The sequence below is a fragment of the Coleofasciculus sp. B1-GNL1-01 genome (assembly GCF_040220235.1).
Taxonomy (GTDB): Bacteria; Cyanobacteriota; Cyanobacteriia; order Cyanobacteriales; family Coleofasciculaceae; genus Coleofasciculus.
Genome location: NZ_JAVJTO010000030.1, coordinates 19,860 through 44,620 on the forward strand (window position 1 = coordinate 19,860; position 24,761 = coordinate 44,620).

Below are 24,761 nucleotides of genomic sequence, written 5' to 3' on the forward strand. Positions count from 1 at the left end.
AGGTTTGCAGGAATGAAGACAGCGCAACTACGAACTTTATGCTAATAACTCATCGACGGCTATGCTAAACCCGGTTAGAACAACCTGCGTACTCACCACATCACCGGAACGAAATGCTAATGTCTGATTCTGAGTGATCACCAAAATCCAACGAGTCTCAGGAAACACTAACCAAACTTCTTGACAACCTGACTCTAAATACTCCGTCGCCTTGGCAAATAAGTCCTCGGCTGTATCCGTGGGTGAGGCAATTTCGGCAATCAGAGGGGGACTCTGGGGTAATACAGCCACATCTCCATACTGATCTAACAATTGGGACGTTAAATACGAAACATCTGGACGACGCCCCTGACGCAATGTGCGACAAGGAAGTTCTACGAGTGGTTCACCGCCTTGTCCCGACTCGCTGATGTAATTTCCCCAGTAACCATCCAACCTCGATTGAATTCGACTATGTTTTATTGTTATTCCCGTTTTTTCAATCAATTTTCCATCCACCCACTCTGTATGATCGGGAGGATTAGCTATAAAGTCGTCTAGAGAAAAATTGCCAGTTACATTCGTGGCTATGACCATCGCTATATACTCAACTATCTCGTTTTAATAGGATAACAAAGCACCGATTAGGTTGATTTTGAACCATCGTCATCAAAATCATAAGACTGCATGGGTAAGCAAATTAAATTATCCCCGTAGGTAGAAATCAATCCCTTCTTACGTAACTTTCCCATTAAGCGAGTCACGGTGACACGAGTTGCACCAATTGCACTACCAATTTGCCCGTGAGTTAAAGGAAATGGCAAACAGTAGCCATCGGGTGTCGGTTCGCCAAATTCTTCAATGATTAGAGTGAGTAATCCGAAAAGGCGATCAATAGTTTTGCGTTGTCCTAATGTGCTTAACCATAGGAGTTTACGCTGATGTTGATAGTGGAACGCATTAAAAACCTCACGCCGGAAGTGGGGCCAATTGTCTAGCTCATGCCAATACATCCAGAGAACTGAGGTTTGGTCAATATGGGAGTAGGCGGACAGAGTAAAGGGCGATTGGACGACAATTTCAAACGGCTGACCTGCACTGACAAATCCTAAAAAGGCTTCTTCTAAAATTGGGGGTAATGATCCGTCTGTTGAGTCATGGGAACTCAATTGAGTGGTACCCATTAGGCGTACTGTGCCTCGCTGCACGAGATACAGCAACCCTGAACGAGTGGGAATTCGCTCATCTTTGTTAAACGTTCGATCGCGGTAGTGTTCCTGCGCCCAATCCAGAATCCGTTGCCAGGTTAAGAATGGTCGGGATGGGTCTGAGGTTGAGGGTTGGAAATTCATAGATCGATTAGGATGGAGATCCCATTTGTCTCTCAGTGTACATGGAGTTTAAAGTAGCTAAAAATACATCTAACTACCGAGTTTTTACGGTAAAGTCGTTCAGTAAAGATGTGAGTATCAAATCTCAGTTTCAACGACAGCTTTGGCAGGCAATTGATCGAATCAACACCTTACCCATAGCGGCTCAGTTGACACCGAATACTGTACCTTTACACCGTACCTCTATTTCTAATTATGTATGCTATCGGTCAGCGATCGCACTTAAGTTATCTTCGGCTTGGCAACAGACTCCCTTAGATATCGCTCATCAGCTTACCGAAGCTTTGCTAACGCTTTCTCAAGAGTCTGCTGACACGATTGGTATCAATTTTACCGTTGAAGTATTGCCTCCGGGCTGGATTCTTTTCCGACTTGGCGATCGCGCTTTGGCTACTTACTTACAAGAGTGCTTTAAAATACCCTATTTTCCATCAGTGTCCCCAAATGACTTAAACGATAAATTTCACCCAAAAGGAGGAAGAGGGAACCGAGAAAAATCTCAACACAATCAGCCGGATTCTGATCAGCTTTTTCCCATTCAATATATTCATGCTCGTTGCTGTTCGCTTTTACGCCTAGCTGACGAACAGGGGTTGATTGAAATCACCGATACAGGAGGGGGGGAAGATGTGGGAGATGGGAGAGATGGGGGAGATGGGGGAGCTGGGGAAGCTGGGGAAGCTGGGGGAGACAAGGAGGAATTGTTTCCAGTCACCACTCACCAACCCCCAATTATGATCGTTTCCCCAAATCCAATTCCTTGGCTCCAGGATACAGGAGACTCCGATAGGGAGTCGGTACGCCTACGTTTAACCCATCCTGCTGAATGGGATTTGATTGTCCAGCTTTTTGATCTGTTAGATGTGATGAGTGCTTCCGATTGTCAGCGTTGGGTTAAACAAGGATTGATTGTCAGCGAGGCGTGTAATCAATTTTACAAGTTCTGTCGAATTTGGGGAGAGGTGAAAATTCACGACTTGCCCCTAGCGCAGGCGAGATTGGGGTTAATCGGGGTTACGCAAGTGGTATTGCGATCGCTCTTACAAGAGCAATTGGGTGTATCTGCCCCTAGAGTGTTGTAGGCTACCTGTACAGCACTTTCTAACACGGTGTAGTACAGTAACCCTGAGACGGCTCTGTTCTGCTCTTGTTTGGGTGTATCACATCGAGGCGGATGCTTCGCTTTTATTGTACGGGAGAAGGGGAATCGGATTCTCTTGCTCCCCTCTTGCTCCCCTCTTACTCCCCTCTTACTCCCCTCTTACTCCCCTCTCCCAAGCTTGGGAGAGGGGCTGGGGGTGAGGGCTGGCTTGGGAGAGGGGCTGGGGGTGAGGGGTTGAGCTTAAGTTGACACGGGCACGATATTATCGTACCCCTACCCTAAATGGCTTTAAATTTAGCATTCGGCAATTGGGTATCGATAGAAATGGTAAGGTTTTTTTATTTTAGGGGCATAGAAAAATAACTTTTCTTACAAGAGGTGACAACCTCCATCAAATTCCGGTATGATGCTGAATGTGTGAGGAGCGAACCAGCGAGGGAACCGAGACGAAACACGGACAGTCGTCGGTTCCCTTTCTGATCGAGGGACGTCACAGAATTAATGCTTCCAGGGCTGTGGCTACGCCGTCTTGTTCAACAGAGGGCGCTACCCATTGCGCGATCGCTTGGACTTCCAGAGGCGCATTCCCCATCGCAACGCCAAACCCCGCATAGTCCAGCATTTCAATATCGTTAAAGTTATCGCCAATTGCCATAACATTTTGAGCCGTTAGTCCCAGTAAGTCTTCAGCGAGGTAGCGCACGGCTTCTCCTTTGTTGACGAGAGGATTGGTGGCTTCAAAGAAAGTGGCGACGGATTTAGTCAGGTAAAGTTCAGCCGGGGTGTATTTCTGGCGCAAGCGGCTAAATAATTGGTCGATAACTGTTGTATCCTGACAGAGGGCTAATACCTTGGTCGGTTCGTTGGTGAGTACCTGGCGCAAGTCACCCACGGATAGGGGGTGAATATCTGCCCGTTGAGCATAGCGTTGGGTTTCGGGGGTCATTTCCCGGACATACAATTGATCGTTGATATAGAAATGGACTGAAAGTTGCGATCGCAGCCACTCACTCTCAAAATAATCCAATAATTGTTCAGCCCTAGCACGGGAGACGGATAAATGGCGGTGAATTCTCTCTGTGGCGGGATCTTGAATCCAGGCGCCTTGATACGCCAGAATCGGTAGGGTAGAACCAACCTGCCGATGGAAGCGTAAAGCAGAACAGTACATGCGTCCGGTTGCGATCGCGACTTGAATTCCCTTTGTTTGTACCCTACGAATGGCTTGCTTTACAGGTTCTGTAATCGTGTTGGTTTCACCTGCGATCGTGCCATCAATATCCAGAACCAGTAATTGAATGTCCAGGCTATCTCGCTCTTGAGGCTCTAAGGATTGGGACATTTGTTTTATAGTGTTTATTTATACAGGGCGATACCGGGGAAAACTCGGTAACTCAATTGATGACAATGACTTAATCTTTTTCGGGCGTCGTAGGGGATAAACCACAGGTGAGGGCCAATTCGGTTGGGGGAGAGTTACCTCATTCTCTTCATCCCATTCATCTTCAGTCGCCTCAGTCTCTGCTGAGGATAGTTCGGATTCATCACCCATTTCGGCGTCCCTTCCGGGTTCGAGCATCCAAGGGTTTGGCTCCTGAGTTAAATCGTATGCTACTTCTGATAATCCTGAGGCTTGCGCCAGAGAGTTCATTTCCGCCAGAAGCTGTCGCTCAGCTTCTAACTCCGCCGCCGTACTGTCTGAAATCGGGGTTACGGTTGAGTCGGTTGGCGTTGTTGATGACTGAGACTCTGTGGGTTCAGTAACGTCTTCGGTATCAGTAGACGTTGCCAATAATGAATCAAGCTGGAGGGGACGATTCCAGAGGGGTTCGGTATCCGTTGAGGATTCGTCAGCGAGGAAATCCTGTTGAGCGGACCAAGGTTGGATGGGTTGGGCTTTGGGAACAACACCACCTACATCCCGTTTTGGACGGGTGGGTTGGGCTTCGCTTACCTGGCGATTCGGCATTTCCAGGCATTTTTCCAGGGCGACTTTGAATTGTAAGGTTTGCTGTTGTTGTCGGTGTAAGCGGGTTTTCAGTTCTCGACAGGTATTAGCCGATTGCACTAATTGATGGGATTGTTCGTTATTCCGTTGCTGGGTGAGGGCGCATTCCCGTTCGAGTTGGGCGACTCGTTCTTGAGAGCTTTGGAGTTGTTCTGATAAGGTTTCAATCAGAATTTGCTGACGAGTGGCGGCTTGATGGGAGGATTCTAGGGTATGAAACAGACGAGTTAATTGGTCTTGCAGCGTGTTAAGTTCCTCACCTTGGCGGACAATCAGACTATCCTGCTCTTGCGATCGCAGCATCTCGGCGTTTAAGGCGTCCTGTTTTTCACTCAGGGCGTTTTGAAGTTGGGCAATTTGTTCCAGCAAGCGACGATTGCGCTGGCGCATTTTTTGAGCAAGGGCAAACCAATCGGCGTCTTTGTTGCGAGATTCTGCCAGGGTGGGGAGTGATTCAGGATCGCTAGGTTCTGCCTCAACGTTGAGCGTGGAGTCTGACTCGACGGTTTGGTCGATTTCCACATCCGGCTGTGACTCATCCTCCTCATTCATGTCGGCTATCTGAAAGAGGTTGAGCAGCGTCTGAGATTCAGGATTCTCTGGCTCATCGGGAGTATGTTCAGCACTCTCATCAGTCCATTCACTGGACTCCGGGAGAGGCTCTTTATTGGGGGTGTCAGAATCACTCATTGCTCTTCATCCAGAGGGTCACAAATCAACCAAATTATCAATTATGGACTATGAATTTTAAGTTGTTATTGATATAAACCAGTATTTTGGGTTTTAAGCTGGGGGATGGCTCAGAGCCAAGGTGAGTTAAGATTTCCTGGTTTTTGACTCCTTTCCAAAGTAAGACACAAAACTCGCCAGATTACAAATTGTGCTGGGAGAATTTAACAACCGCCTCACCAGAGTATGCAAAAGCATCGGAATAAATCCCCTCTACCCCTCTGCCTTCTGCTTTCTGCCCTCTGCCTTTGTTTTTCATGACGCCTTGACGAGGATGTCTACCAATAAATCTTGATGCATCAACGCCCGATCAACTAAGGATTGGATTTGATCGCGGCTAAGAGGATTACCATTGGCATAGTAATCGATCCAGGTATGCGCGATCGCGTTTGGGTCATCGGGTATGTCGGTTAACCTCCATCCTGGCAAGTCGAGTTCTGCCATTAGAGAATCAACCTTCGGGTCATAGCTTAAGGCAAAACAGCGACAGTCTTGGGCTGCTGCCATAATCAGACTGTGGTAGCGCATCCCAATTGCCATTTCTACCCCGCGAAACAATCCTTTTAATTGTTGGGGTTCATCGAGCTGAAAAATCTGATGGGTATCCGGAAGCTGGGAGGCAATGGATTGGGCAATACTCAGATCTTGAGATGCCTGAAATGGCACAAGGAGTATACAGGTTTTGGTTGCCCTCTGAAAGTCTATCAGAGCTTGGGTGAGGTTGGCGAGACGCTCTTGGGTGAGATGGGGGTGCGATCGCAAGGTGACGGCGACTCTGGGTGCTTTTAAGTCCCATAATCCGGGGACTGGGGTTGAGTCTAATGCCCACACTGGATCAGGAGCCACCCGAAACGGAACCTGCCAATCAGCTAGGAGAGCGGCTGAGGTGCGATCGCGGACACTGACGCCTGTACATCCCTGAAAACATTGTCGTGCCATCCAGCGCGTCAGAGGGCGCTGCAATGGACCAATTCCCTGCGCCCAAGCAATGGTTTTTAAGCCCTGCTGTTGAGCTAATCCCATTAAACCACTGTAGTACACTGGACTCATGGCACTGGTGGCGTCTTGGATTAAACTGCCACCCCCCCAGATAAAACTATCGGCTTGGTTTAAGGCTTGCAAGACGCGAAACGCTGAGGTGCGATCGCAGGTTTCTACCCCATAGCGTTTCCGGGTTTGGTTCGGATTACCTGAAAGCACCAGTGGTGTTATCGATTTAGGCAGCATTTGTAGCAACGACGCCAGTAACGCCTCATCACCCCCATTGCCCTTGCCATAATATCCGCATACTATTGCCCGTTTCTGCCCCATGCCCTGATTCGTGATCCGTGTTTGGTATCAGTTTAGGACAATCCGCGATCGCTGTGTCGATTAGGGTTGAGATAGGTGTGTCGTTTTAGAATTACACTTGTAATACAATTAGATTACCAAAGATCTGTTTCTCGCGATCGCACTCCCAATTCACGGAATGAATCCTAACTTAATTCTGCCCGTCGGCACACAAATTGTCAGTCGTGTCGAGGTAAAAAATTCTGCCAATGAACCGTTATGTGTACGCGGTGCGGTTGGTGTTATCGTCACATCCCCCACCGATAATTCCCATGCCTACCGTATCCGTTTGCCGAACAACGTTGAAATTACTCTAAATCGACAAGAATTTAGTATCCGTAAACATTTTCAAAGCGAAGGATTACAGCAAGCCGCTGATAGCCTGAGTGATTACAATTTATATGAGTATGTCATCTATCGTTGTATCGTCGGGTCTAGGGCATTTGGTTTAGATCAGGAAACCTCAGACATTGACCGTCGCGGGATTTACTTACCGCCTGCTGACGTTCACTGGTCACTTTACGGTATTCCCGAACAATTAGAAAATAAAGAAAACCAAGAATGTTATTGGGAACTCCAAAAGTTTTTACTCTTGGCACTAAAAGCCAACCCCAACGTTTTAGAATGCTTGTACACACCCTTAGTCGAGACAGCCAGCCCCATCGCAAAAGATCTGCTAGAGCAGCGAGAAATGTTTCTCTCGAAATTAGTCTATCAAACCTATAACGGTTATGTCATGTCCCAATTCAAAAAAATGGAGCAATATCTCCGCACCAAAGGAAAAATTCGCTTAAAACACGCCATGCATTTGATCCGCTTATTATTATCAGGGATTACAATTCTCAGAGACGGCTTTGTTCCGGTTAAAGTGGATAACTATCGACAGCAGTTGCTAGCGATTCGCCAGGGTGACATGGCATGGGACGAAGTAAATACTTGGCGATTATCCTTACATCATCAGTTTGATCAAGCCTTGAGAAACACCTCATTACCCGAACGCCCAGACTATGAAAAAGCCAACACCTTCTTAATAAAAGCAAGGCGAACTCGTTCGTCGTTATGCTTGTAGTTGCGCTTGTAGTTGCGCTTTAGCGCCCTAAACGTCTGCCTCCCTTCCTCTAATGAATAAAATATCAAAACATTTGCCACACATCATAACCTGAAAAGACGTAGCATGCTACGTCTCTACACCACCAACCCTTATCCGTCTAGAAAAAAAATCGCAAATAAACCTCATGTGTGATACATTTGTCGCCTTACCCAACTCAACACTCAACAGCGATATTATATTCGGTAAAAATAGCGATCGCCCCCAGGGTGAAATTCAAGATGTTGTCGTCATTCCCGCCAAAAACTACAACTCAAATACAACAGTTGAATGCACCTATATCTCAATTCCCCAAGTCAAGAAAACCCTAGCCGTGATCCTCTCCAAACCCCGATGGATGTGGGGTGCAGAAATGGGGGCAAATGAATGTGGCGTTGTCATTGGCAACGAAGCCGTTTGGACAGTTGAACCCTATAAAACCAAAGGGTTGCTGGGCATGGATTTAGTTCGCTTAGGCTTAGAACGCGGCAAAACAGCGTTAGACGCGCTTCATGTAATCACCTCGTTGCTAAACAAATATGGACAAGGCGGAAATTGTGCCGAAAACTTTGCCATGAATTATCATAATTCATTTATTCTGGCAGATTCCCAAGACGCTTGGGTGTTAGAAACCGCAGGCGAGTATTGGGTAGCTGAACGAGTGCAGCAAGAAACCCGATCAATTTCTAATAATCTCAGTATTCGCAATTCGGGTGATCTGCGCCATCCAGAGGTGATTAATTATGCGGTGAATCGGGGATGGTGTACGGGAGACGATGATTTTGATTTTGCCAGTATTTTCTCGGAAGGAGGCTATTCAGAATCCCTATCCATTGATTCCAGAGAAGGGACAGTCAGACATTTATGTCAAGTTAATGAAGGCAAATTTTCGATTGAGACAGCGCAATCAATTTTACGAGAACACAAAGGTAATATTTGTATGCACGGTGCGTTTGAAAGTGCCGGAAGTCAAGTCTCGTCTCTGTCGCCAGATGGCTGTAAACACTGGTTTATTGAACAACCATTTCCCTGTCAGCAAACTTATCAACAAAAGCGTTTTTTAGTCGATTCAGTGTCGGTATAGCCTCGTTCCCAGACTCCGCCTAGGAATATCTCGCTTGAGGCTCTGCCTCCGGTAGTCGCGGCTGAAGCCGCCAAGAATTTCCGGATCAAAATTGGTAAAAATTGTAGCTTAAATTGACACGGATGCTGCCCATTAGAGGCTGCCCCGATGATGGGAGGCAAACCCTCCCCGCTAGCATTCCCAGGTTCTGACTGGGAACGAGAGTGTTCCTGGAAGACTACTCACTGGTTTTAGGCAAGTCATGATTGAAAGACAAAATCGCTTACTTCCCGCTGTTGGCAAACAGCCGTATCCGCTATTATTTGTCACCATTAGTGGGGCGCATTTATATGGATTTCCTTCACCTGATTCTGATTACGATTTGCGCGGTAGTCACATTTTACCAATACAAGACGTCGTCGGACTAGAAACCGGACGTGAGACAATTGAAGTTGCCGAAAGTCGAGATACATTAGAACTAGATTTAGTCACTCACGATATCAAAAAGTTCTTTTCTCTGCTGCTAAAAAAGAATGGATATGTCTTAGAGCAATTGTACTCTCCCCTAATTGTTCATACAACTCCAGAACATCAAGAATTGAAAGCGATCGCGAAAGGATGCATCACCCGCCACCACAGCCATCACTACTTAGGTTTTGCCCGAACTCAGTGGCGACTGTTTGGCAAAGAATGTCCGCGCCGTATTAAGCCCTTGCTTTATGTCTATCGCGTTTTACTTACGGGTATTCATTTAATGAAAACTGGTGAAGTGGAAGCCAATTTACTCAAATTGAATCAAGAATTTGGATTATCCTTTATTTCCGATTTAATTACCCAGAAATTAACCAGTGCGGAAAAATCTCCGATAGAAGAGGGAGATTTAGCATTTTATCGGGGAGAATACGAACGACTCTATGCAGAATTAGAACAAGCCAGTCAGTCGAGTGAACTACCCGCCACACCATCAGCAAAAGAGGCGTTGAATGACATGCTGATTCGGTTACGCTTAAACTCTCTTTGACATCCACTAATACCCCTGGGGTTAAGAGATGATGTCTTGGGAAAGGGCAGGTTTTGTTGAGTAGTTATCGGTGATATCCTAATTAAATGGCTAAACCTGCCCCTACACTATTACTTATTTTATGAAAAGCAGGTTTGATTGAGCAGTTATTGGTGATACTCTAATTGAATGGTTAATATAACTTCTTTACACGATAGGAAATAAACGGTGTTCAAGGAAAAATTAAGCCAAATCATTGCATCTGTCATCCAGATTTGGCGATCGCAAGCAACTAAACCTCTATTCTGGAAGCTGTCTATTATCCCAATTTTAGGGGTAATCCTCACAGTTGCAGGGCTTTGGGTGTTTCTAGAAATTGCAGATGAGGTGTTAGAGGATCAAACCCAGGCAATTGACAAAACGCTCATGTTGCTGGTCGAACGACTCCATTCGCCGTTGCTGGATTGGGTAATGCGGGGTGCTTCGATTATCGGTGGAACCGTGGTTGTTACTCTAATTTGCTTAATTTTAGGGGCAATATTTTGGGGGCGACAACAGCGCGTTTATTTTACCGCTTTAGCGATTACGGCTATTGGTGGAACCGGATTAAACCTGTTAATTAAGCAGGTATTTAACCGTCAACGTCCCCAACTCTGGCAAATTACCACGGGTGAACCCAATACCTCCAGTTTTCCCAGTGGTCATGCCATGTTATCACTGGTAATCTATGGTTTTATTTGCTATTTGCTAGCCCGTCACTTTCGCCGTTGGCGGTGGTGGATTGTGAGTCTAATTATTGGGTTGATTGTCCTGATTGGCTTCAGTCGGGTTTATCTGGGTGTTCATTGGTTCACGGATATTATAGCTGGACAAGCGGCGGGATTAACCTGGTTGATGGCTTGTTTATTAAATCTTGAGATTTACCGACGCTATCACCAATACCGTAATCATTCGCCGCAGTCACTCTCATCCTAATTTAAAGACAATGGCACGCTCAGTAAGCATTTTTATATCACCGAAATCCTCGATATACCGTAGGGTGGGCAATGCCCACTAAGCCAAATTTCAATACCCTTCAATTTAAGAGTTATGGAGTTGTCGCAGCAATAAAGCCAAACCACTATGGAAGCGGTTATCTTAATGGGAATTCAGGCGTCAGGGAAATCATCATTTTGCCGCGATCGCTTTTATAATACGCATATCCGGATTAATCTGGATATGCTGAAAACTCGGCATCGGGAAAAGATTCTGGTTCAAGCCTGTCTCGATGCTCAACAGCGGTTTGTCGTGGATAATACGAATCCAACTCCGGAAGATAGGGCGCGTTATATCCTACCTGCGAAGGACAAGGGATTTCGGATCGTGGGGTATTATTTTCAATCGGTTCTCGAAGATTGTAAGCGACGGAATGCTCAACGCCAAGGGAAAAAGATGATTCCTGTACCAGGAATTTTAGCAACGCACAAAAAGCTGGTTTTACCAAGTGGGGATGAAGGCTTTGATGCGCTTTATTATGTGAAACTGGGGGCAAATTATTCGTTTATTGTTCAAGAGTGGAGTCAATAAGTAAGAGATAGTTGTACTCATATCTTGCGCCACTCCAGTTAAACCGCCTTGGGTTCAAACCCAAGGATCAACGCGAAAGTCAGCTAAACTTGTCAAGTTTTGATAATTTAAACTATTCTTTTTCCCAGAACGGTTTAAATTTTCCAATAAGGTCACTGTCTTAACAAAACGTCATAATTGCTCGTTTTTTACCTCTCTCTGGGAAAAAGCTACGAATTTTCAGGGGTTGCGTCGATTGTGAGAGGATTGTACGATTTTCAGGTATACTATCTATGGTGGGTATTTTGTAGATAAAAATAATCTAGACCTAGCTAAACTCCTTGAAGCTTCGTAGAACTTTGTATAATTTCTGGTTTTTGTTCTTACTGCTAACCTGCCCTTGGACGCATGTATTTTATTAAACTTACGATAAAAATTATTACCCAGTATTGACAAAAACACAGATTACACATATAGTTTAGCACTTTCCTAGACACTGAATAGTGAGAGACACAGATTGACATAGACAACTAAATAATTCCCCCACAAGTTAATCATTGTTTTATCCGGGGCTAATTATCTTTTCATCCTTAGCCCCCTGGAGAACTAACGCTTTGTCTGTGAAATCAGTGTTACTAACCTTTCATTCCCAACCCCTAACCTTACTCAGAGACATCAGTGTTCAAAATCAGGGCATAGTTCCGCCATCTCCGGTGAGAACAAATGCCGCCCAGTAATAGGGGTGGGCGTATTCGACTCGTGTGTCTTTCTGTGCCTGCTGTAATGCCTCAGCTTTACTTTTTCCTTGCCGCAAATAGGTGTAAAATCGTTCCATGAGAAATCCTGTGGCAGGATCATCAACATTCCATAAGGTAGCGATAACGCTGGGTGTTCCGGCATAGAGGAAGGCTCGATTGAGTCCGATAAGTTCGTCTCCTTTGCTCAGTTGACCGACTTGGGTTTGACAGGCGCTGAGAACAACTAAGTTGGTGGCTTGTCTTAAATCGAGTTGGTAAATCTCATGGACTTCTAAGCGACCATCATAACTGTTATCAGGGGCAAGACGCAGAGTGCTGAATAAGGGACTATGGGGGTTATATTCACCATGAGTGGCTAAGTGTAAAATACCAGCTTGATTGGCTTGTGACCTTATGGCACGTTCTGTGGCTTGTCTGCCTAATAGGGGTTGAGTGACGTGTGACCTCCTCCTACACTAAATCTTGCGATTATAGTGTAGGCTTCCTTACCTCACGATAAGGCTTTCCTGGTTATTTCCCTTGCGGGTATTTCACCACTTACCTAGTCACACCCAATTGCAAGAGATATGACCCCGGCAGACCGATTGCCCAGGCAGTTTCCATTCCGCACAGCCCATGCGTACTTGCTACCAATTGAACTGGAAGCTTTTACACCTAAGTACTGCTTTCGTTTTTACCCAGCTACAGCGTCGAACATACCGCGCTCAACATTTTTAGCTGGAACCCCTTAACGGAAGATTGTCAAGGTTCAGACTAGTTTATGCCGTTTGCGCTGTTCACCACGCTACTTATGACGTGTCCGTTTGAGTCAAGGCAACCGTTAGTTATTCGGTAGATTGATACTATCATTTCTGACAAAAACAAGCAAGAAAGCTTCGACTTTATTTGTTAATTTTAGGGATATTGAATCCCGTAAAATTAAATTGGGAGAGTCCATGTATCCCAACGCTGACAGCAAGAGTACAGCGTGGGTCTTATAGCTCCCCCTCTCCCCCCACAAGAAGATAAATCGGAGATTTTCTCAACTTCTTGTTTGGCAAACGGTAAGTCTAGAGTTGGGTTTCCTAGCGCCATGAGTTCGCCAGAGTCGGGTTTGCGTTTGTCTTGAAGAAAGCGCAGCATACTGGCACTGGGCAGGTTAAATAGGGTATAGTTGTCAACCAAATAGTCTTTACCGTCACTGAGAGCTGGGAAGGGAAGATAGTGAAGTACGTTATGGGGGACGAGAGAAACCTTTGAGGTAGAGATGTGGGGTTGTAAGGGCGCAATTAACCACTGATGCAGTTGGGTTAAACTCTGAGGATGTTGACTGCTGAGTGTGGCAAAGTCATACTCGTAAAATCTCTGAATCGCCTCTTGCAGGGCTTGTTTACTGACATCCAAGGTTACGGGGGTGAGTGTATCGCGAGTGATGACAAAGGCTAAGGTGCGGTTGTCGGTGACGAAATACTCAACTAAGGTTGTATCGGTGTCTAGTAAACGTTGATCATCGCCTTAGGCTACTCTTGGGGAAGGCTTCGCTAACTCACCCGACTTTAAGGATTCTGGTGACAGTTCAGAACCTACAGGAATCGTCACAATAAATGTTGTTCCTTTGCCTACTTCACTGTCTACCGCAATTTCACCCTGATGGCGTTCTACGCATTTTTTGACAATCGCTAATCCTAATCCCGTTCCCGATATTGTCCCCACATTACTGCTGCGATAAAAGGCATCAAATAATTGAGCTTTCTCTTTTTCGGGAATCCCAATTCCTTGGTCTTTAATCGTGAACTTGACCTGATCAGCATCAAAAAACAGGTCAAATTGTACCGTTCCTCCCTCTGGGGAATACTTAATCGCATTTGACAGTAAATTGGTTAAAAATTGTCGTAATAGTTTCTCATCAAGACCAACCCAGCGTGATCTACCTTGACAGCGAAACCCAATTTGATGGGGCGTTTTCACCGTCAGTTGTAATTCTTCCACTAATTCTTGGCAAAATGCCTCTAAATCCAGAGAGACAGGTTTAAATTCCAGTTTACCTGCTTCCGCTTTATTAATTAATAATACATCACTAATTAACTGGGTCATGTGGTGGATTGTATTTTGAATCCGTTGGAAATGCCGCTGCTTTTTATCCTCCTGCCATTTATGACCGTAATGTTGCAGTAATTCGCTGGATGAGAGAATCGTGGCTAAGGGGGTGCGATATTCATGGGAGACGACGGAGATAATATTGGATTTGAGTTCACTGAGTTCTTTTTCTTTAGTTAAACTCTGGCGCAGTTCAGCTTCTAAGTGCTGGCGCTGGGCAATTTCTTGTTGTAAGTCATGATTTTTTTGTCGCAATTCTTCCGTTTGTTTAGCCACGCGACATTCGAGTTCCTCATTAAGCTGTTGGAGTTTCTCCTCACTCTGGCGCAGCCGTTTTAAGGTTTGCGATCGCTCAATGGCATGGCGAATGGAACGAGTCAGTAATTCATGATCAATTTTGCCTTTAACTAGATAATCTTGCGCCCCTTGGCGTAATGCTTCTAAGGCAGTCACTTTATCATTTAATCCCGTGAGAACCACAATCGGTAAATCGGGGACAGTTTCATGGGTTTTTGCCACAGTTCCTAATCCTTGTTTGTCGGGAAGCGATAAATCTAATAACACGACATCAAAGTCGTTGTTTTGTACTGTTGATAACGCCGCTTTGAGTTGTTCAACGTGCGTCAGTGACCAAGGCATTTCGTCGGCGTCTTCCAGAATTTCTTGCAACAGATCCGCATCAGCCGGGTTATCTTCGACTAGCAATATTTTTATGGGCGGGGATATAGACATTGTTGTTACTCCGAAGGTAGTTGAACCACAGCTAACCAAAAGGCTTCAATCAGTTTGACAACTGACATAAATTGTTCGACATCAATGGGTTTGGTGACATAACAGTTGCCATTCAATTCGTAGGTTTTCAGGATATCTCTCTCAGCGGCTGATGTAGTCAGAATAATCACCGGAATCCGCTTGAGTTGGGAATCCGCTTTAATTTCTGCTAAAACCTCGCGTCCATCTTTTTTGGGCATATTCAGGTCAAGCAAGATTAAATCTGGGCGGGGAACATCGCTATATTGACCTTGGCGTCGTAAAAAAGTTAGGGCTTCCACACCATCTTCAACCCAGTGTAAATTGTTGAGAACTCTGGCTTCACTAAAAGCGTCAACGGTGAGATCAGCATCGCTGGGAGAGTCTTCAACCAGGAGAATTTCTATCGGTCGAATTGTCTTCATAAACGTTAGGGTCATGATGAATGATGAATTTAATAGTGGTAGATTGGACAATTAAACTGGAATCGTGAAATAAAACTTTGTGCCAATCCCTAACTCAGAATCGACCCAAATTCGTCCTCCATGACGTTCGACAATTTTCTTACAGATAGCCAAACCAATTCCGGTTCCAGGATAGTCGCGGCGAGAATGTAAACGCTGAAATATGGTAAAAATGCGCTCTAAATATTCCGATTCCATACCAATCCCATTATCCTGAACCACAAACGTCCATTCATTTCCCTGATTTTGGGCAGAAATATGGACATTTGGTGGGGTTTCACGGCGAAATTTAATCGCGTTACCGATGAGGTTTTGGAAGAGTTGAGTTAATTGAGTTGGATCAGCAATGACAGTGGGTAAGGCGTCATAAGTAACCATTGCTTGAGTTTCTGCGATCGCGACGTTTAAATTCTCCATTGCTTGTCGGATAATGGTCTCACTATCCGTGGGTTGTAGGGGTTTTCCTCGTGTTCCTACCCGTGAAAATTCCAGCAGATCATTAATTAATTGCTGCATCCGTGTCGCCCCGTCCATAATGTAATGGAGGTATTTATCCGCTTTGGCATCGAGTTGGTTTTGATACTTGCGGCTGAGAAGTTGGGCGTAACTATTGACGGCGCGTAAGGGTTCTTGTAAATCGTGAGAGGCGACATAAGCAAACTGTTCTAAGTCGCGATTGGATTGCCATAATTCTTGATTGAGTTCTTTGAGTTTTTCTTTGGCTTGCTTGCGTTCCGTGACGACTTCGGTGTTCATAATAATGCCGCTAATGTCGCCACTATTGCCAATCCAAGGACGGATTTCCCAGGAAATCCATTGCGTTTCACCATTAGCGCGGATAAATAAGTCTTCCTCACATTGTTCACTTGCCCCTTGGAGACAGCGGTGATGGATTTGTTTCCAAGTATCGGGGATTTCGGGAAAGAGTTCGTAGTGATTTTTGCCGATAATCTCTTGATTTTCTAAGGTGTAATCCTCTAACCAACGGCGACTGACTAACTGATAATTCATCTGCTTATCAAACATCGCGATCGCGGCGGGGGTATATTCTAGAAGTAGCCGCAGCATTTCGGCATTATGGCGCAAGGCTGTTTCAGTTTGTTTGGCTTCCGTAATATCTTGTACCAGGGACAAAATAGAAACCATATTACCCGATTCATCTAAAAGGGCAGATTCGTACCATTGACAAATCACGACTCTCCCATCTTTGGTCAGATTGCGATTTTGGTAGACAACACTGGAGGTACTCCCATCCAGTAACCCACTCATTTCTTGGCGGACAATTTCAATATCGTCAGGATAAATAAACTGCCAATCACCTGAACGCTTTCCGAATACCTCCGACGTCGTCCAACCAAAGATTTTTTCCGCTTGTTTTGACCAACGCTGCACCCGGAACTGGTTATCCCATTCCACGACAGCTAAGGGAGAATTCTCGACATGGAATCCCAAGCGTTGATGGGCGTCTTGTAAGGCTTTGGTTTGTTGCTTGAGGATAAGTTCGGCGTGTTTCTTTTCAGTAATATCCGTCCAAAAGCCGACCATTTCTAAAGGGTTTCCGGCTTCGTCACAAATCAGTTTCAGTTCATCATGCATCCAGCGGTAAGTGCCATGCTGATGTAAGAAGCGGTATTCATGAACATGATGTCCCGTGTCAAAAATTTTGGGCAAATTGGCACAAACGCGGGGGACATCTTCGGGGTGAATATGGTTGACCCAAAACGGCGGGTTTGTGATAAAGTTTTGGGCAGAGTATCCCACCACCGTTGCTGTATTATCACTCATAAACGTGATGTCATAGTTTCCGGAAACCTGGCGACTATAGAGTACCGCCGGACTATGAGATAGGAGATAACGCAAGCGTTCTTGAGTCAGCCGCAATGTAGACAGGGTACGTTTGCGATCGCTAATATCCCGATTTGACCCAACAATCCGATAAGGCTTACCATTAGCATCGCGTAAACTCGCGCCACGGGACAAAATCCAGCGGTAATTCCCCTCTTTATCCAGGAGACGATGTTCTAGTTCTAAGCTGGGGGTTAATCCGTCAATATAGTCTTGAAATGTCGCCAATACCCGTTCCCGATCGCCTGGATGAATCCGATTCAACCACTCAGTAAAGCGATCGGAAATTTCATCGACGTGATACCCTAAAGTTTGACTCCAACGGGGAGAATAGTAAACCTGATCGGTTAGCAAATTCCAATCCCAAAGTCCATCATTGGATCGTTCTGCTACCAGTTCATACCGTTCTTGAGTTTCTTGAAGAATGGCTTGAGTCTGCTTCTGTTCAGTAATATCGCATCCCACCGCATAAATTAACCCTTTAGCCGGAAATGAGGCGCTATTCCAAGCTAACCAACGATAGGAACCATCTTGACAGCGATAGCGATTCTCAAATTGAATGGATGTTGTACCCGTCGCCAGTTTTTCTATTTCAGTTAAGGTGGCGACGCGATCATCGGGATGAACCAATTCTAGAAAGGGTTGAGTTAAAAGTTCCGCTAGGGGATAGCCGAGAATCCTTTCAAAGGCGGGATTCACTCGTTTGAAATACCCATCGCTTCCCGCAATCGCCATGAGATTAATGGACATATTGAAAAAGCGATCCAATTCACAGTCTCCGGGGAGTGAATCAGTAATTTCTCTGGCGACAGCATACCCATATCCCGCCTCATCAGAGTTCCATGTCCACTCTAGCCAGTGGTAGTTCCCTTGGTCGTGGCGATAACGGTTCCGAAAAGAAACAGGAACCTCTTGCTTGGCTAAAGCCGTCAGCGTGGCGGTAACATCCTCTGGATGGACAAGTTCAATCCAATGGCGCGATCGCACTTTTTCCGGTGTCCACCCCAAAACCTTGCACCAAGCGGGGTTGAGTTGTCCAATCCTGCCATCAGGTTCAATAATACAGAAGAGATCGGCTGAGTAATGGAAAAAAGCTTGCCATTGAGGGTCAGATTGAATTAATCTATGCTGCACGGGATTGCCCATGAGAAGTCTTATCCTAGAAGCGGTTATACAGGGATGGTTTCCTTAATTTTCACCACTTTTAGACAAACTGTTGACCGAGAAAGTACCCAATTCCTTGAGGATGGCGTAGAGTCCTTCGGTGAAATCACGGATACTGGTTCGTAGTTCGTAGTTCGTAGTAGGGGCTTTAGCCCCTAATTGTATTAGTTTCTGGGCGTAATTCTAATCTGTTAAATTAGATAGACCGTAGGATGAGCATTGCCCACCAGCCAAAATTTCAGTACCATTCTACCTAATGGAATTATACAGCTAAATTAGTGGAATAGATTTTAGAATTAAATCGGGCGCACGTCGGTCATCCGTGTCAACTTAGAGTGAAAAGCTTTCTGTGTGAAATTTGAATATCGTTACCTTGAAAATAACCCCCCTTAATCCCCCCTTGCTAAGGGGGGAAACGTTCCCTCCCGGTTCCCTCCCCTTTAAAAGGGGAGGGTTAGGGTGGGGTCAGATCACGTTAGGCAACCTATTTGCCTGGTTATTAGAATAGGACGATTTATTAAACTGAAGTTCCCCCCAGCACAAAATAACGGAACGACTGGGTAAGTATTTGAACCCGTTTTAACGGGTTTAAGCTTTTAGCCAGAACTTTAGTTCAGGGCTTAATTATTGCCGCTTCATGTCACCTCCTGAATCAGCTTTTCCAAATAAGTTTGAGCTTCATCAGGCGACATCAGTAACGCCTCACCCTGACGCAGAATTTCATATTTACCCTTATGATAACCATGACCTGCAATTAGCCCCAATTGAACCGCTTGATTCCCCAATTGAGTCAAATTGTTAATACTAATTGAATCCAACTCTTGATTAAGCTTTTGTCTGATAAAATCTTCGTTCATCGTCTTCTCCGGCATAAAGGATAACCAACTAGCACAAATTTAGAATGTCTAAAGCAATGAACAATCAACCATTCAAATCGATATTCTCGGACCCACATACTGATTAAATGTCGAACTATCCGGTTCAGTATCCACAATCAGCGGACTTTCTGCACCATCAACCAACAAACGAACTAAATAGCGTCCTCCTTTCATCCGTTCCACGGGGAAAGAAACCCAAATTACATCTGTCTGGCGAGGAGACGCTTCAAACAAATAAGCCGCTGGTTGATTCGTATCAATTTCATTCAGGGCTAACAAAACGCGCTGCTTTTTACCTACGGTTAAATTGGAACGTACCCGTATTTCCGCAGACCGCAAATCTTCATCATCAACTTCTTTTTTGGATACCGTGGTTTTGGTAATCGTGGGACGAATCACCAACGGAGATACATTCGACTGAATACTAGAAACAAAGGTTTGCGGCTGATTAACCGTTTGCATCTGACCCCCATTCCCACTTGTCTGACTCGCCCCATTACCATTATTCGATGTAGGTGGCATCACTTTGGCAAGACGATGCACCACTTGCAGACTATGCATTCCCGCCTGTAACGAATCAGTGGGTATAGAGGACAGGGGTAATACAATTTGGGTATCGGTAATTTCACTGGGGGTGACTTCCATTTCCCCAATCCAAACTTGGGTGATATCGCTTTTTAAATGGTTTCCTTGAATTAAGACAGTACTGTCAGCTAATATGGGTTCCAATCGTCCAGCTTGAGAAATGATCCGCTCAATCTTCGGCTGATTAGTAAAGGGAACGATTCCATCTAAGGAACGAGCGCGTACTGGCAAAGGTCTACTGCCAGCTTCTTGCCCTTCCAGCATAATCACCCTAGCCCGATACGCCACCGATAACAAGTAAGTGGTTTGAAAAAAAGCTGACCAGGCTTTGGATAAATCTTCTAGGGACAAATCGAGGGGCCACAGGGAGATTTCTTGGATCTGATCCGGTAAGTCAGACTCTAATAAATAAGAATAAGTAGAATCATGGAGAGTCCGCTCAATCCTCTCTTTTTTCAGAGTACGCCAGTCGTTAAGTCCACCCATTACACTACCCATCAATCGTTGCGGTTGTAAGTCGTTGTCATTGCCGTAGAAACTAATCATGTAATGTAAGTCTAGGGCAGTTTGCGATCGCTTAGCACCTGGGTTTCTCCGACTGCGGGCTTGTACTTCAGCCTGTTGACGCCACGCATGGTTAATCTGAACCTGGTAGAGAAAGACATTCACACCCACTTGGGGAGTCGCTGTTCCCACTTCATTGGGTCGTAATGTGGTCACCGTCGCCCCACTAATATCGTTCTGAATCGACGTCTGTACGATTCGTTGTAGAGTGGCGGTTACGGTAGCAATGGCTAAAGAATTACTCATGATGACTCAGAGGTTTCCACGGTTGACGATTGACAGTTGGCATCTAATCTGCTAATACACGCTTGAAACAATTGACCTGATCCACAGGGACAGGGGCGAGTGCTAACACCTTGAGCAAATAGGGGATTAAATGAAGATAGATCATCAAAATAATCGGCTGGTGGTTCAGTATAGCCCTACGGGGATACGTTAGGACATTCCCCTGTTGCCTATTGCCTGTTGCCTGTTGCCTTTTCACCCAATTGTATTGTCCTAACCTTAATGCGTAGTGCTATATCTACAAGCACTTTAGCTTGGTCTAACTGAGGGATACACTCGATCAACTGTGACCCTATTTTTACCTGAACAGCGGTTTCTGACAAGGGGAAGACAAATTGATGGTCATTTTGCAACCCTTGGATGCGTTCCAGGGTTTCCGACAACTGAAGCGGCGGACTATTTGTCACTAATACAACGGTGTTACCTACATTTAAGGGACAGAGATAAACCGGGGCAAATGCGGCTTGAATGGTTTTTACTTGGTCAGCATAAAATCGTTCTTGTTGAAACAGATTCACCGCCAAAACCCCATTCTCAGACAGGTGAGTTTGGCAGAGTTGATACAAGTCTTGAGTGGCTAACCAATAGGGTGTGTAACCGTTGCCGATAATAGCGTCGGTGAAATTGAAATAAATGTTTTTTTGAGTTACTGTTTTGCCAGTAATGGAGCGGCTTGTAATAGGGTTTGGGTATAAGGATGCTGGGGATTGGTAAACAAGGCTTCCGTGTCTGCCATTTCCACAATCTGACCTTGATTCATCACCGCGATCGCGTCACAGAAAAACCGCGCTACCCAGAGATCATGGGTAATAAATAAATAGGTTAACTCAAAGTCCTGTTTTAGCGATCGCATTAATTCCAGTACCTGTGTCTGTACACTTGCATCTAACATACTCACGGGTTCATCACAGATAATCAAACGGGGACGAGTAATCAACGCCCGCGCGATCGCGACTCGTTGCTGTTGTCCTCCGGATAAGTCTCTGGGATAGCGGTGGTAGTAGTCGTCTGGAGGCGTTAATCCCACCCGTTCCAGCATTTCCATCACCTGATGTTTCGCTGCTGTTGCTGTGGCTAAGTGGTGGATAAATAAAGGATCGGCAATACTATCACCCACTGTCATTAAGGGATTTAGACAAGCCAAGGGATCTTGAAAAATCATTTGGATGTGTCGCCGCATATCCCGTAGGGATTTCCGGTTCAGTTGGGTTAAATTGATGCCTTGAAATTCGACAATACCAGAGGTGGGCGGAATCAGTTGCAAAATGGTGCGCGATAGGGTACTTTTTCCACATCCTGATTCTCCCACTAATCCCAAAACTTGCCCCGGATACAGGTCAAAACTAACCTCATCCACCGCTTTAATCAGTTGAGGTTCGCGGGACAAGAATTGGGCAATAAAATTTTGTTCTAAGGTGAAATACTGCTTTAACTGTTGCACTCGGAGAATGGGTGTCTGTTGATTGTTCTCCCCCTGTTTCTCCATCAGGGCGGGTTTAGTTAGGTTATCGGTTTTTTGGCTATCGTTATCGGTAAAACCCGCCCCTACAACTCCGCCTCTGTGCGTTCCCTGTTCCCCATCATTCACCGTTTGCATCAGCAGCGCCGCTTGCAGGAGCGATCGCGTATACTCATGCTGAGGCTGGTACAAAATATCCCCAACTGCTCCCATTTCTACCAGTTCACCCCCATACATCACCGCCACGCGATCGCAGTATTCCCCCACCATGGCTAAGTCGTGGGAAATTAACAACAGCGCCATCTCCCGTTCTTGGCAAAGTCGCGTCAATTCCTGTAAGATTTGGGCGGAGACGGTGACATCTAGACTTGTGGTTGGCTCATCCGCGACAATCATCTTAGGATTGAGTAAAAGGGCGAGTGCGATCGCGACTCGTTGCCGCATTCCCCCACTAAATTCATGGGGATACTGAGACCAACGGTTCGCGGGAATCTTCACCGCTTCTAGGGTTTCAATTGCCTTTTGTTTACACTCAGAACGCGATAACTCAGGTTTATGCGCTTGTAAGGTTTCTAGACAATGATCCCCAATCGTCATCAACGGATCAAGGCGTGTCATCGGATCTTGAAATACCAGCGCCACCACTTCACCGCGAAACTGGCGCAGTTGAGTTGGGTTTAACTCAAAAATAGACTGTCCTTTAAATTTAATTTGTCCTTCAATTTTGGTTGCTGTTGGTAATAACCGCATCGCCGCGCGTCCCAGAGTGGATTTGCCACACCCTGACTCTCCCACCAATCCCAATCGTTCTCCAGGATTCAGGGTAAATGAGACATCATTCACCGCCCAATAGTCAGGATTACTCGGATAAGCAATATGTAAATTTTCGATACAAAATAAAGTCATAAGCATGTAGGGGCGGGTTTAGGCGTTTAATTTTGATACCTACCGATAATTGAACAACAAAACCCGCCCTCCCCACCGATAATTGAACTTAAGTTGATACCAATGCAAATCTTGCGCCCCTTATAGGGGTGTACTATCAGCACTTGGGAAGCGCTATACTTTATTAATCGTTTGGTCAGCCAATTCTTCACTGTGGAACTTTCACCATGGAACAATTGCTGTCGATAGTGGAAACAACGGCGGCTTCTGCCACAACGTTGCTGAGTAAAATTACCACAACTGTAATTTATCATACCGGAGAAGCCGATCAATTTGACGATATTACCCTGCTGGCTGTGCGGTGATTGCCCCTTTGATGTACTCCCTATCATTAACCCTGACTAATACCAAATCCGATGACAGGAAGTCCCTTTTGCCATGACGATTGAAATCGCGGAACCACACAAACATAAGATTTACGCAAAGCCTTTATGTGTAGGGTGTGTTAGCGAAGCGTAACGCACCTTTGCCACTGAAATTGAGTTGGGGCGAACTCACCCACAAAACGCTTCGACAAACCTGACAAAAACTTCAACTCCGATTGCCAACGCCGTTTCATCAAAATCAAATTGGGGATGGTGGTGAGGGGCGTTCAATCCTTTCTTTGAATTAGCGGAACCAACGAAGAAAAAACAGCCAGGTATTTTCTGGAGAAAGTATGCCATATCTTCACTGGCTAACGTTTGGCAGTCTGAGGTAACATCCGTGGGTGTTTTGACCACAGACTCGGCAACGGAATGCAGTAAGTTAGTGATTGTCTCATCGTTGACTAAGGGAGGAGAAATTTGCTGATAATCCAGTTTGTAATCTGCCCCGTGAATCTGGCAAATACCCGCTATAATTTGCTCAATTCGTTGAGGAATAAATTGGGTCAAGGCTGGGTTAAAATAGCGTACTGTGCCGCTGAGTTTGGCAGTAGCCGCGACAACATTTTGTTTTGTCCCAGCGTGCAGTTCACCCACTGTAATTACGGCGGCGTCTAAGGGGTCGATATTGCGAGAAATAATCGTTTGTAAGGCTTGGATAATATGCGCCCCAACGACGACAGCATCTACGGTTTGATGGGGCATCCCACCATGTCCACCCTTGCCCAAAATTTGGCAGAAAAATGCTTCAGATGCTGCCATTAATGCACCGTGGCGCACTCCTACTGTACCCAGAGGTAAATTATTCCAGAGGTGCAGCCCAATAATGGCGGCGACATTCTCCAGAACTCCAGCTTCAATCATGGCTTTGGCACCGCCTAATCCCTCTTCTGCGGGTTGGAATATCAGTTTGATTGTTCCAGCAAAATATTCTCGATGGTGAGCAAGATAATAGGCAGTTCCTAATAAAATAGCTGTATGCCCATCATGACCGCAAGCGTGCATAATGCCGTGGTGTTGCGATTGATAAGGAACTGAGTTGTCTTCGAGAATAGGTAGGGCATCCATATCAGCGCGAATGGCTAAATTTTGGGGATTGACACTGGGTTTTGTCCCTTCGATTTGGGCGATAATTCCGGTTTTGGCGATGCCTGTTTGATGGGTAATGCCCCATTCCGTTAATTTTTGGCTGATAAAGTTAGCGGTTTGGTGTTCTTGGAAAGCGAGTTCTGGATGTTGATGAATGTGCCGACGCCACTGGACTAAGTTCGGCTGTAATCTATGAATTTTATGTCGTCGGTGTAGTTGATTGTTCATTGGTTATTGGCAAAAAATTGTTATGGCATATTGAAGATCGAGGTAATATCATGTCCGGTCAAACACCCCTAAT

At 45.5% G+C, this 24,761-nt stretch carries 21 protein-coding genes and 2 pseudogenes; 7 read left to right on the forward strand and 16 right to left on the reverse strand.

The genetic code is table 11. From position 1 onward, the window contains the following. Window positions 1-36: 36 nt before the first annotated feature. Both RID53_RS06830 and RID53_RS06835 read right to left on the reverse strand, forming a co-directional pair. The gene (locus tag RID53_RS06830; RefSeq protein ID WP_446387400.1) at window positions 37-576 is read right to left on the reverse strand and encodes a Uma2 family endonuclease; all 540 of its coding nucleotides are present in this window, start codon (window positions 574-576) and stop codon (window positions 37-39) included. Window positions 577-623: 47 nt separating this feature from the next. Next, complete coding sequence (locus RID53_RS06835) at window positions 624-1,331, reverse strand: Crp/Fnr family transcriptional regulator (protein WP_446387401.1); 708 nt, start codon at window positions 1,329-1,331, stop codon at window positions 624-626. A gap of 110 nt (window positions 1,332-1,441) precedes the next feature. On the opposite strand from RID53_RS06835, the gene RID53_RS06840 reads away from it, so the two are divergent. Beyond that, window positions 1,442-2,452, forward strand: coding sequence for a DALR anticodon-binding domain-containing protein (locus tag RID53_RS06840; protein ID WP_446387402.1), 1,011 nt, complete (start codon window positions 1,442-1,444; stop codon window positions 2,450-2,452). A 510-nt stretch (window positions 2,453-2,962) separates the two neighbouring features. Here RID53_RS06840 and RID53_RS06845 read toward each other — a convergent pair. From RID53_RS06845 to csaB, 3 genes are all read right to left on the reverse strand, one after another. After that, complete coding sequence (locus RID53_RS06845; RefSeq protein WP_446387403.1) at window positions 2,963-3,814, reverse strand: Cof-type HAD-IIB family hydrolase; 852 nt, start codon at window positions 3,812-3,814, stop codon at window positions 2,963-2,965. Window positions 3,815-3,832: 18 nt separating this feature from the next. Continuing rightward, the gene (locus RID53_RS06850; protein ID WP_446387404.1) at window positions 3,833-5,170 is read right to left on the reverse strand and encodes a hypothetical protein; all 1,338 of its coding nucleotides are present in this window, start codon (window positions 5,168-5,170) and stop codon (window positions 3,833-3,835) included. Window positions 5,171-5,464: 294 nt separating this feature from the next. Then, a complete protein-coding gene (gene csaB / locus RID53_RS06855; protein ID WP_446387405.1) occupies window positions 5,465-6,520 on the reverse strand; it encodes a polysaccharide pyruvyl transferase CsaB in 1,056 nt (351 codons plus the stop codon). Between the two features lie 157 nt (window positions 6,521-6,677). Between csaB and RID53_RS06860 the strand changes: the two genes are divergently transcribed. From RID53_RS06860 to RID53_RS06880, 5 genes are all read left to right on the forward strand, one after another. Further along, the gene (locus RID53_RS06860; RefSeq protein ID WP_446387406.1) at window positions 6,678-7,607 is read left to right on the forward strand and encodes a nucleotidyltransferase domain-containing protein; all 930 of its coding nucleotides are present in this window, start codon (window positions 6,678-6,680) and stop codon (window positions 7,605-7,607) included. A gap of 166 nt (window positions 7,608-7,773) precedes the next feature. Beyond that, complete coding sequence (locus RID53_RS06865; protein WP_446387407.1) at window positions 7,774-8,709, forward strand: C69 family dipeptidase; 936 nt, start codon at window positions 7,774-7,776, stop codon at window positions 8,707-8,709. 241 nt (window positions 8,710-8,950) lie between these two features. Next, window positions 8,951-9,709, forward strand: coding sequence for a nucleotidyltransferase domain-containing protein (locus RID53_RS06870; protein WP_446387408.1), 759 nt, complete (start codon window positions 8,951-8,953; stop codon window positions 9,707-9,709). 207 nt (window positions 9,710-9,916) lie between these two features. Further along, on the forward strand, window positions 9,917-10,663 hold the full coding sequence (locus RID53_RS06875; RefSeq protein ID WP_446387409.1) for a phosphatase PAP2 family protein: 747 nt from the start codon (window positions 9,917-9,919) through the stop codon (window positions 10,661-10,663). A 147-nt stretch (window positions 10,664-10,810) separates the two neighbouring features. Further along, on the forward strand, window positions 10,811-11,254 hold the full coding sequence (locus RID53_RS06880) for an AAA family ATPase (protein WP_446387410.1): 444 nt from the start codon (window positions 10,811-10,813) through the stop codon (window positions 11,252-11,254). A 667-nt stretch (window positions 11,255-11,921) separates the two neighbouring features. Here RID53_RS06880 and RID53_RS06885 read toward each other — a convergent pair. From RID53_RS06885 to RID53_RS06930, 10 genes and pseudogenes are all read right to left on the reverse strand, one after another. Further along, a pseudogene (locus RID53_RS06885) lies at window positions 11,922-12,410 on the reverse strand (CHAT domain-containing protein); the annotation flags it as partial. Window positions 12,411-12,909: 499 nt separating this feature from the next. Further along, window positions 12,910-13,374: a CHAT domain-containing protein gene (locus tag RID53_RS06890; protein WP_446387411.1), complete on the reverse strand. Its 465-nt coding sequence runs from the start codon at window positions 13,372-13,374 to the stop codon at window positions 12,910-12,912. A gap of 111 nt (window positions 13,375-13,485) precedes the next feature. Continuing rightward, complete coding sequence (locus RID53_RS06895; RefSeq protein WP_446387412.1) at window positions 13,486-14,799, reverse strand: ATP-binding protein; 1,314 nt, start codon at window positions 14,797-14,799, stop codon at window positions 13,486-13,488. A gap of 5 nt (window positions 14,800-14,804) precedes the next feature. Beyond that, complete coding sequence (locus RID53_RS06900; RefSeq protein WP_446387413.1) at window positions 14,805-15,257, reverse strand: response regulator; 453 nt, start codon at window positions 15,255-15,257, stop codon at window positions 14,805-14,807. Between the two features lie 36 nt (window positions 15,258-15,293). Beyond that, window positions 15,294-18,272, reverse strand: a complete 2,979-nt coding sequence (locus RID53_RS06905; protein WP_446387414.1) for a PAS domain-containing sensor histidine kinase — start codon at window positions 18,270-18,272, stop codon at window positions 15,294-15,296. 653 nt (window positions 18,273-18,925) lie between these two features. Next, entirely contained in the window at window positions 18,926-19,147 is a 222-nt protein-coding gene (locus RID53_RS06910; protein WP_446387415.1) for a hypothetical protein, read from the reverse strand. A gap of 72 nt (window positions 19,148-19,219) precedes the next feature. After that, the gene (locus RID53_RS06915) at window positions 19,220-20,563 is read right to left on the reverse strand and encodes a DUF4255 domain-containing protein (protein ID WP_446387416.1); all 1,344 of its coding nucleotides are present in this window, start codon (window positions 20,561-20,563) and stop codon (window positions 19,220-19,222) included. Next, window positions 20,560-20,658 (reverse strand): annotated as a pseudogene (locus RID53_RS06920) (SEC-C metal-binding domain-containing protein); the annotation flags it as partial. The gene RID53_RS06915 and the pseudogene RID53_RS06920, both read right to left, overlap by 4 nt. Window positions 20,659-20,772: 114 nt before the next feature. Next, window positions 20,773-21,168 carry a hypothetical protein gene (locus tag RID53_RS06925; RefSeq protein ID WP_446387417.1) on the reverse strand — a complete coding sequence of 132 codons (396 nt, stop codon included), beginning with the start codon at window positions 21,166-21,168 and terminating at the stop codon, window positions 20,773-20,775. 80 nt (window positions 21,169-21,248) lie between these two features. Next, on the reverse strand, window positions 21,249-22,973 hold the full coding sequence (locus RID53_RS06930) for a dipeptide ABC transporter ATP-binding protein (protein WP_446387418.1): 1,725 nt from the start codon (window positions 22,971-22,973) through the stop codon (window positions 21,249-21,251). Between the two features lie 200 nt (window positions 22,974-23,173). On the opposite strand from RID53_RS06930, the gene RID53_RS06935 reads away from it, so the two are divergent. Then, entirely contained in the window at window positions 23,174-23,311 is a 138-nt protein-coding gene (locus RID53_RS06935; protein ID WP_446387419.1) for a hypothetical protein, read from the forward strand. Between the two features lie 189 nt (window positions 23,312-23,500). Here RID53_RS06935 and RID53_RS06940 read toward each other — a convergent pair whose 3' ends face one another. After that, window positions 23,501-24,688 carry a M20 family metallopeptidase gene (locus RID53_RS06940; RefSeq protein WP_446387420.1) on the reverse strand — a complete coding sequence of 396 codons (1,188 nt, stop codon included), beginning with the start codon at window positions 24,686-24,688 and terminating at the stop codon, window positions 23,501-23,503. Window positions 24,689-24,761 lie beyond the last annotated feature (73 nt).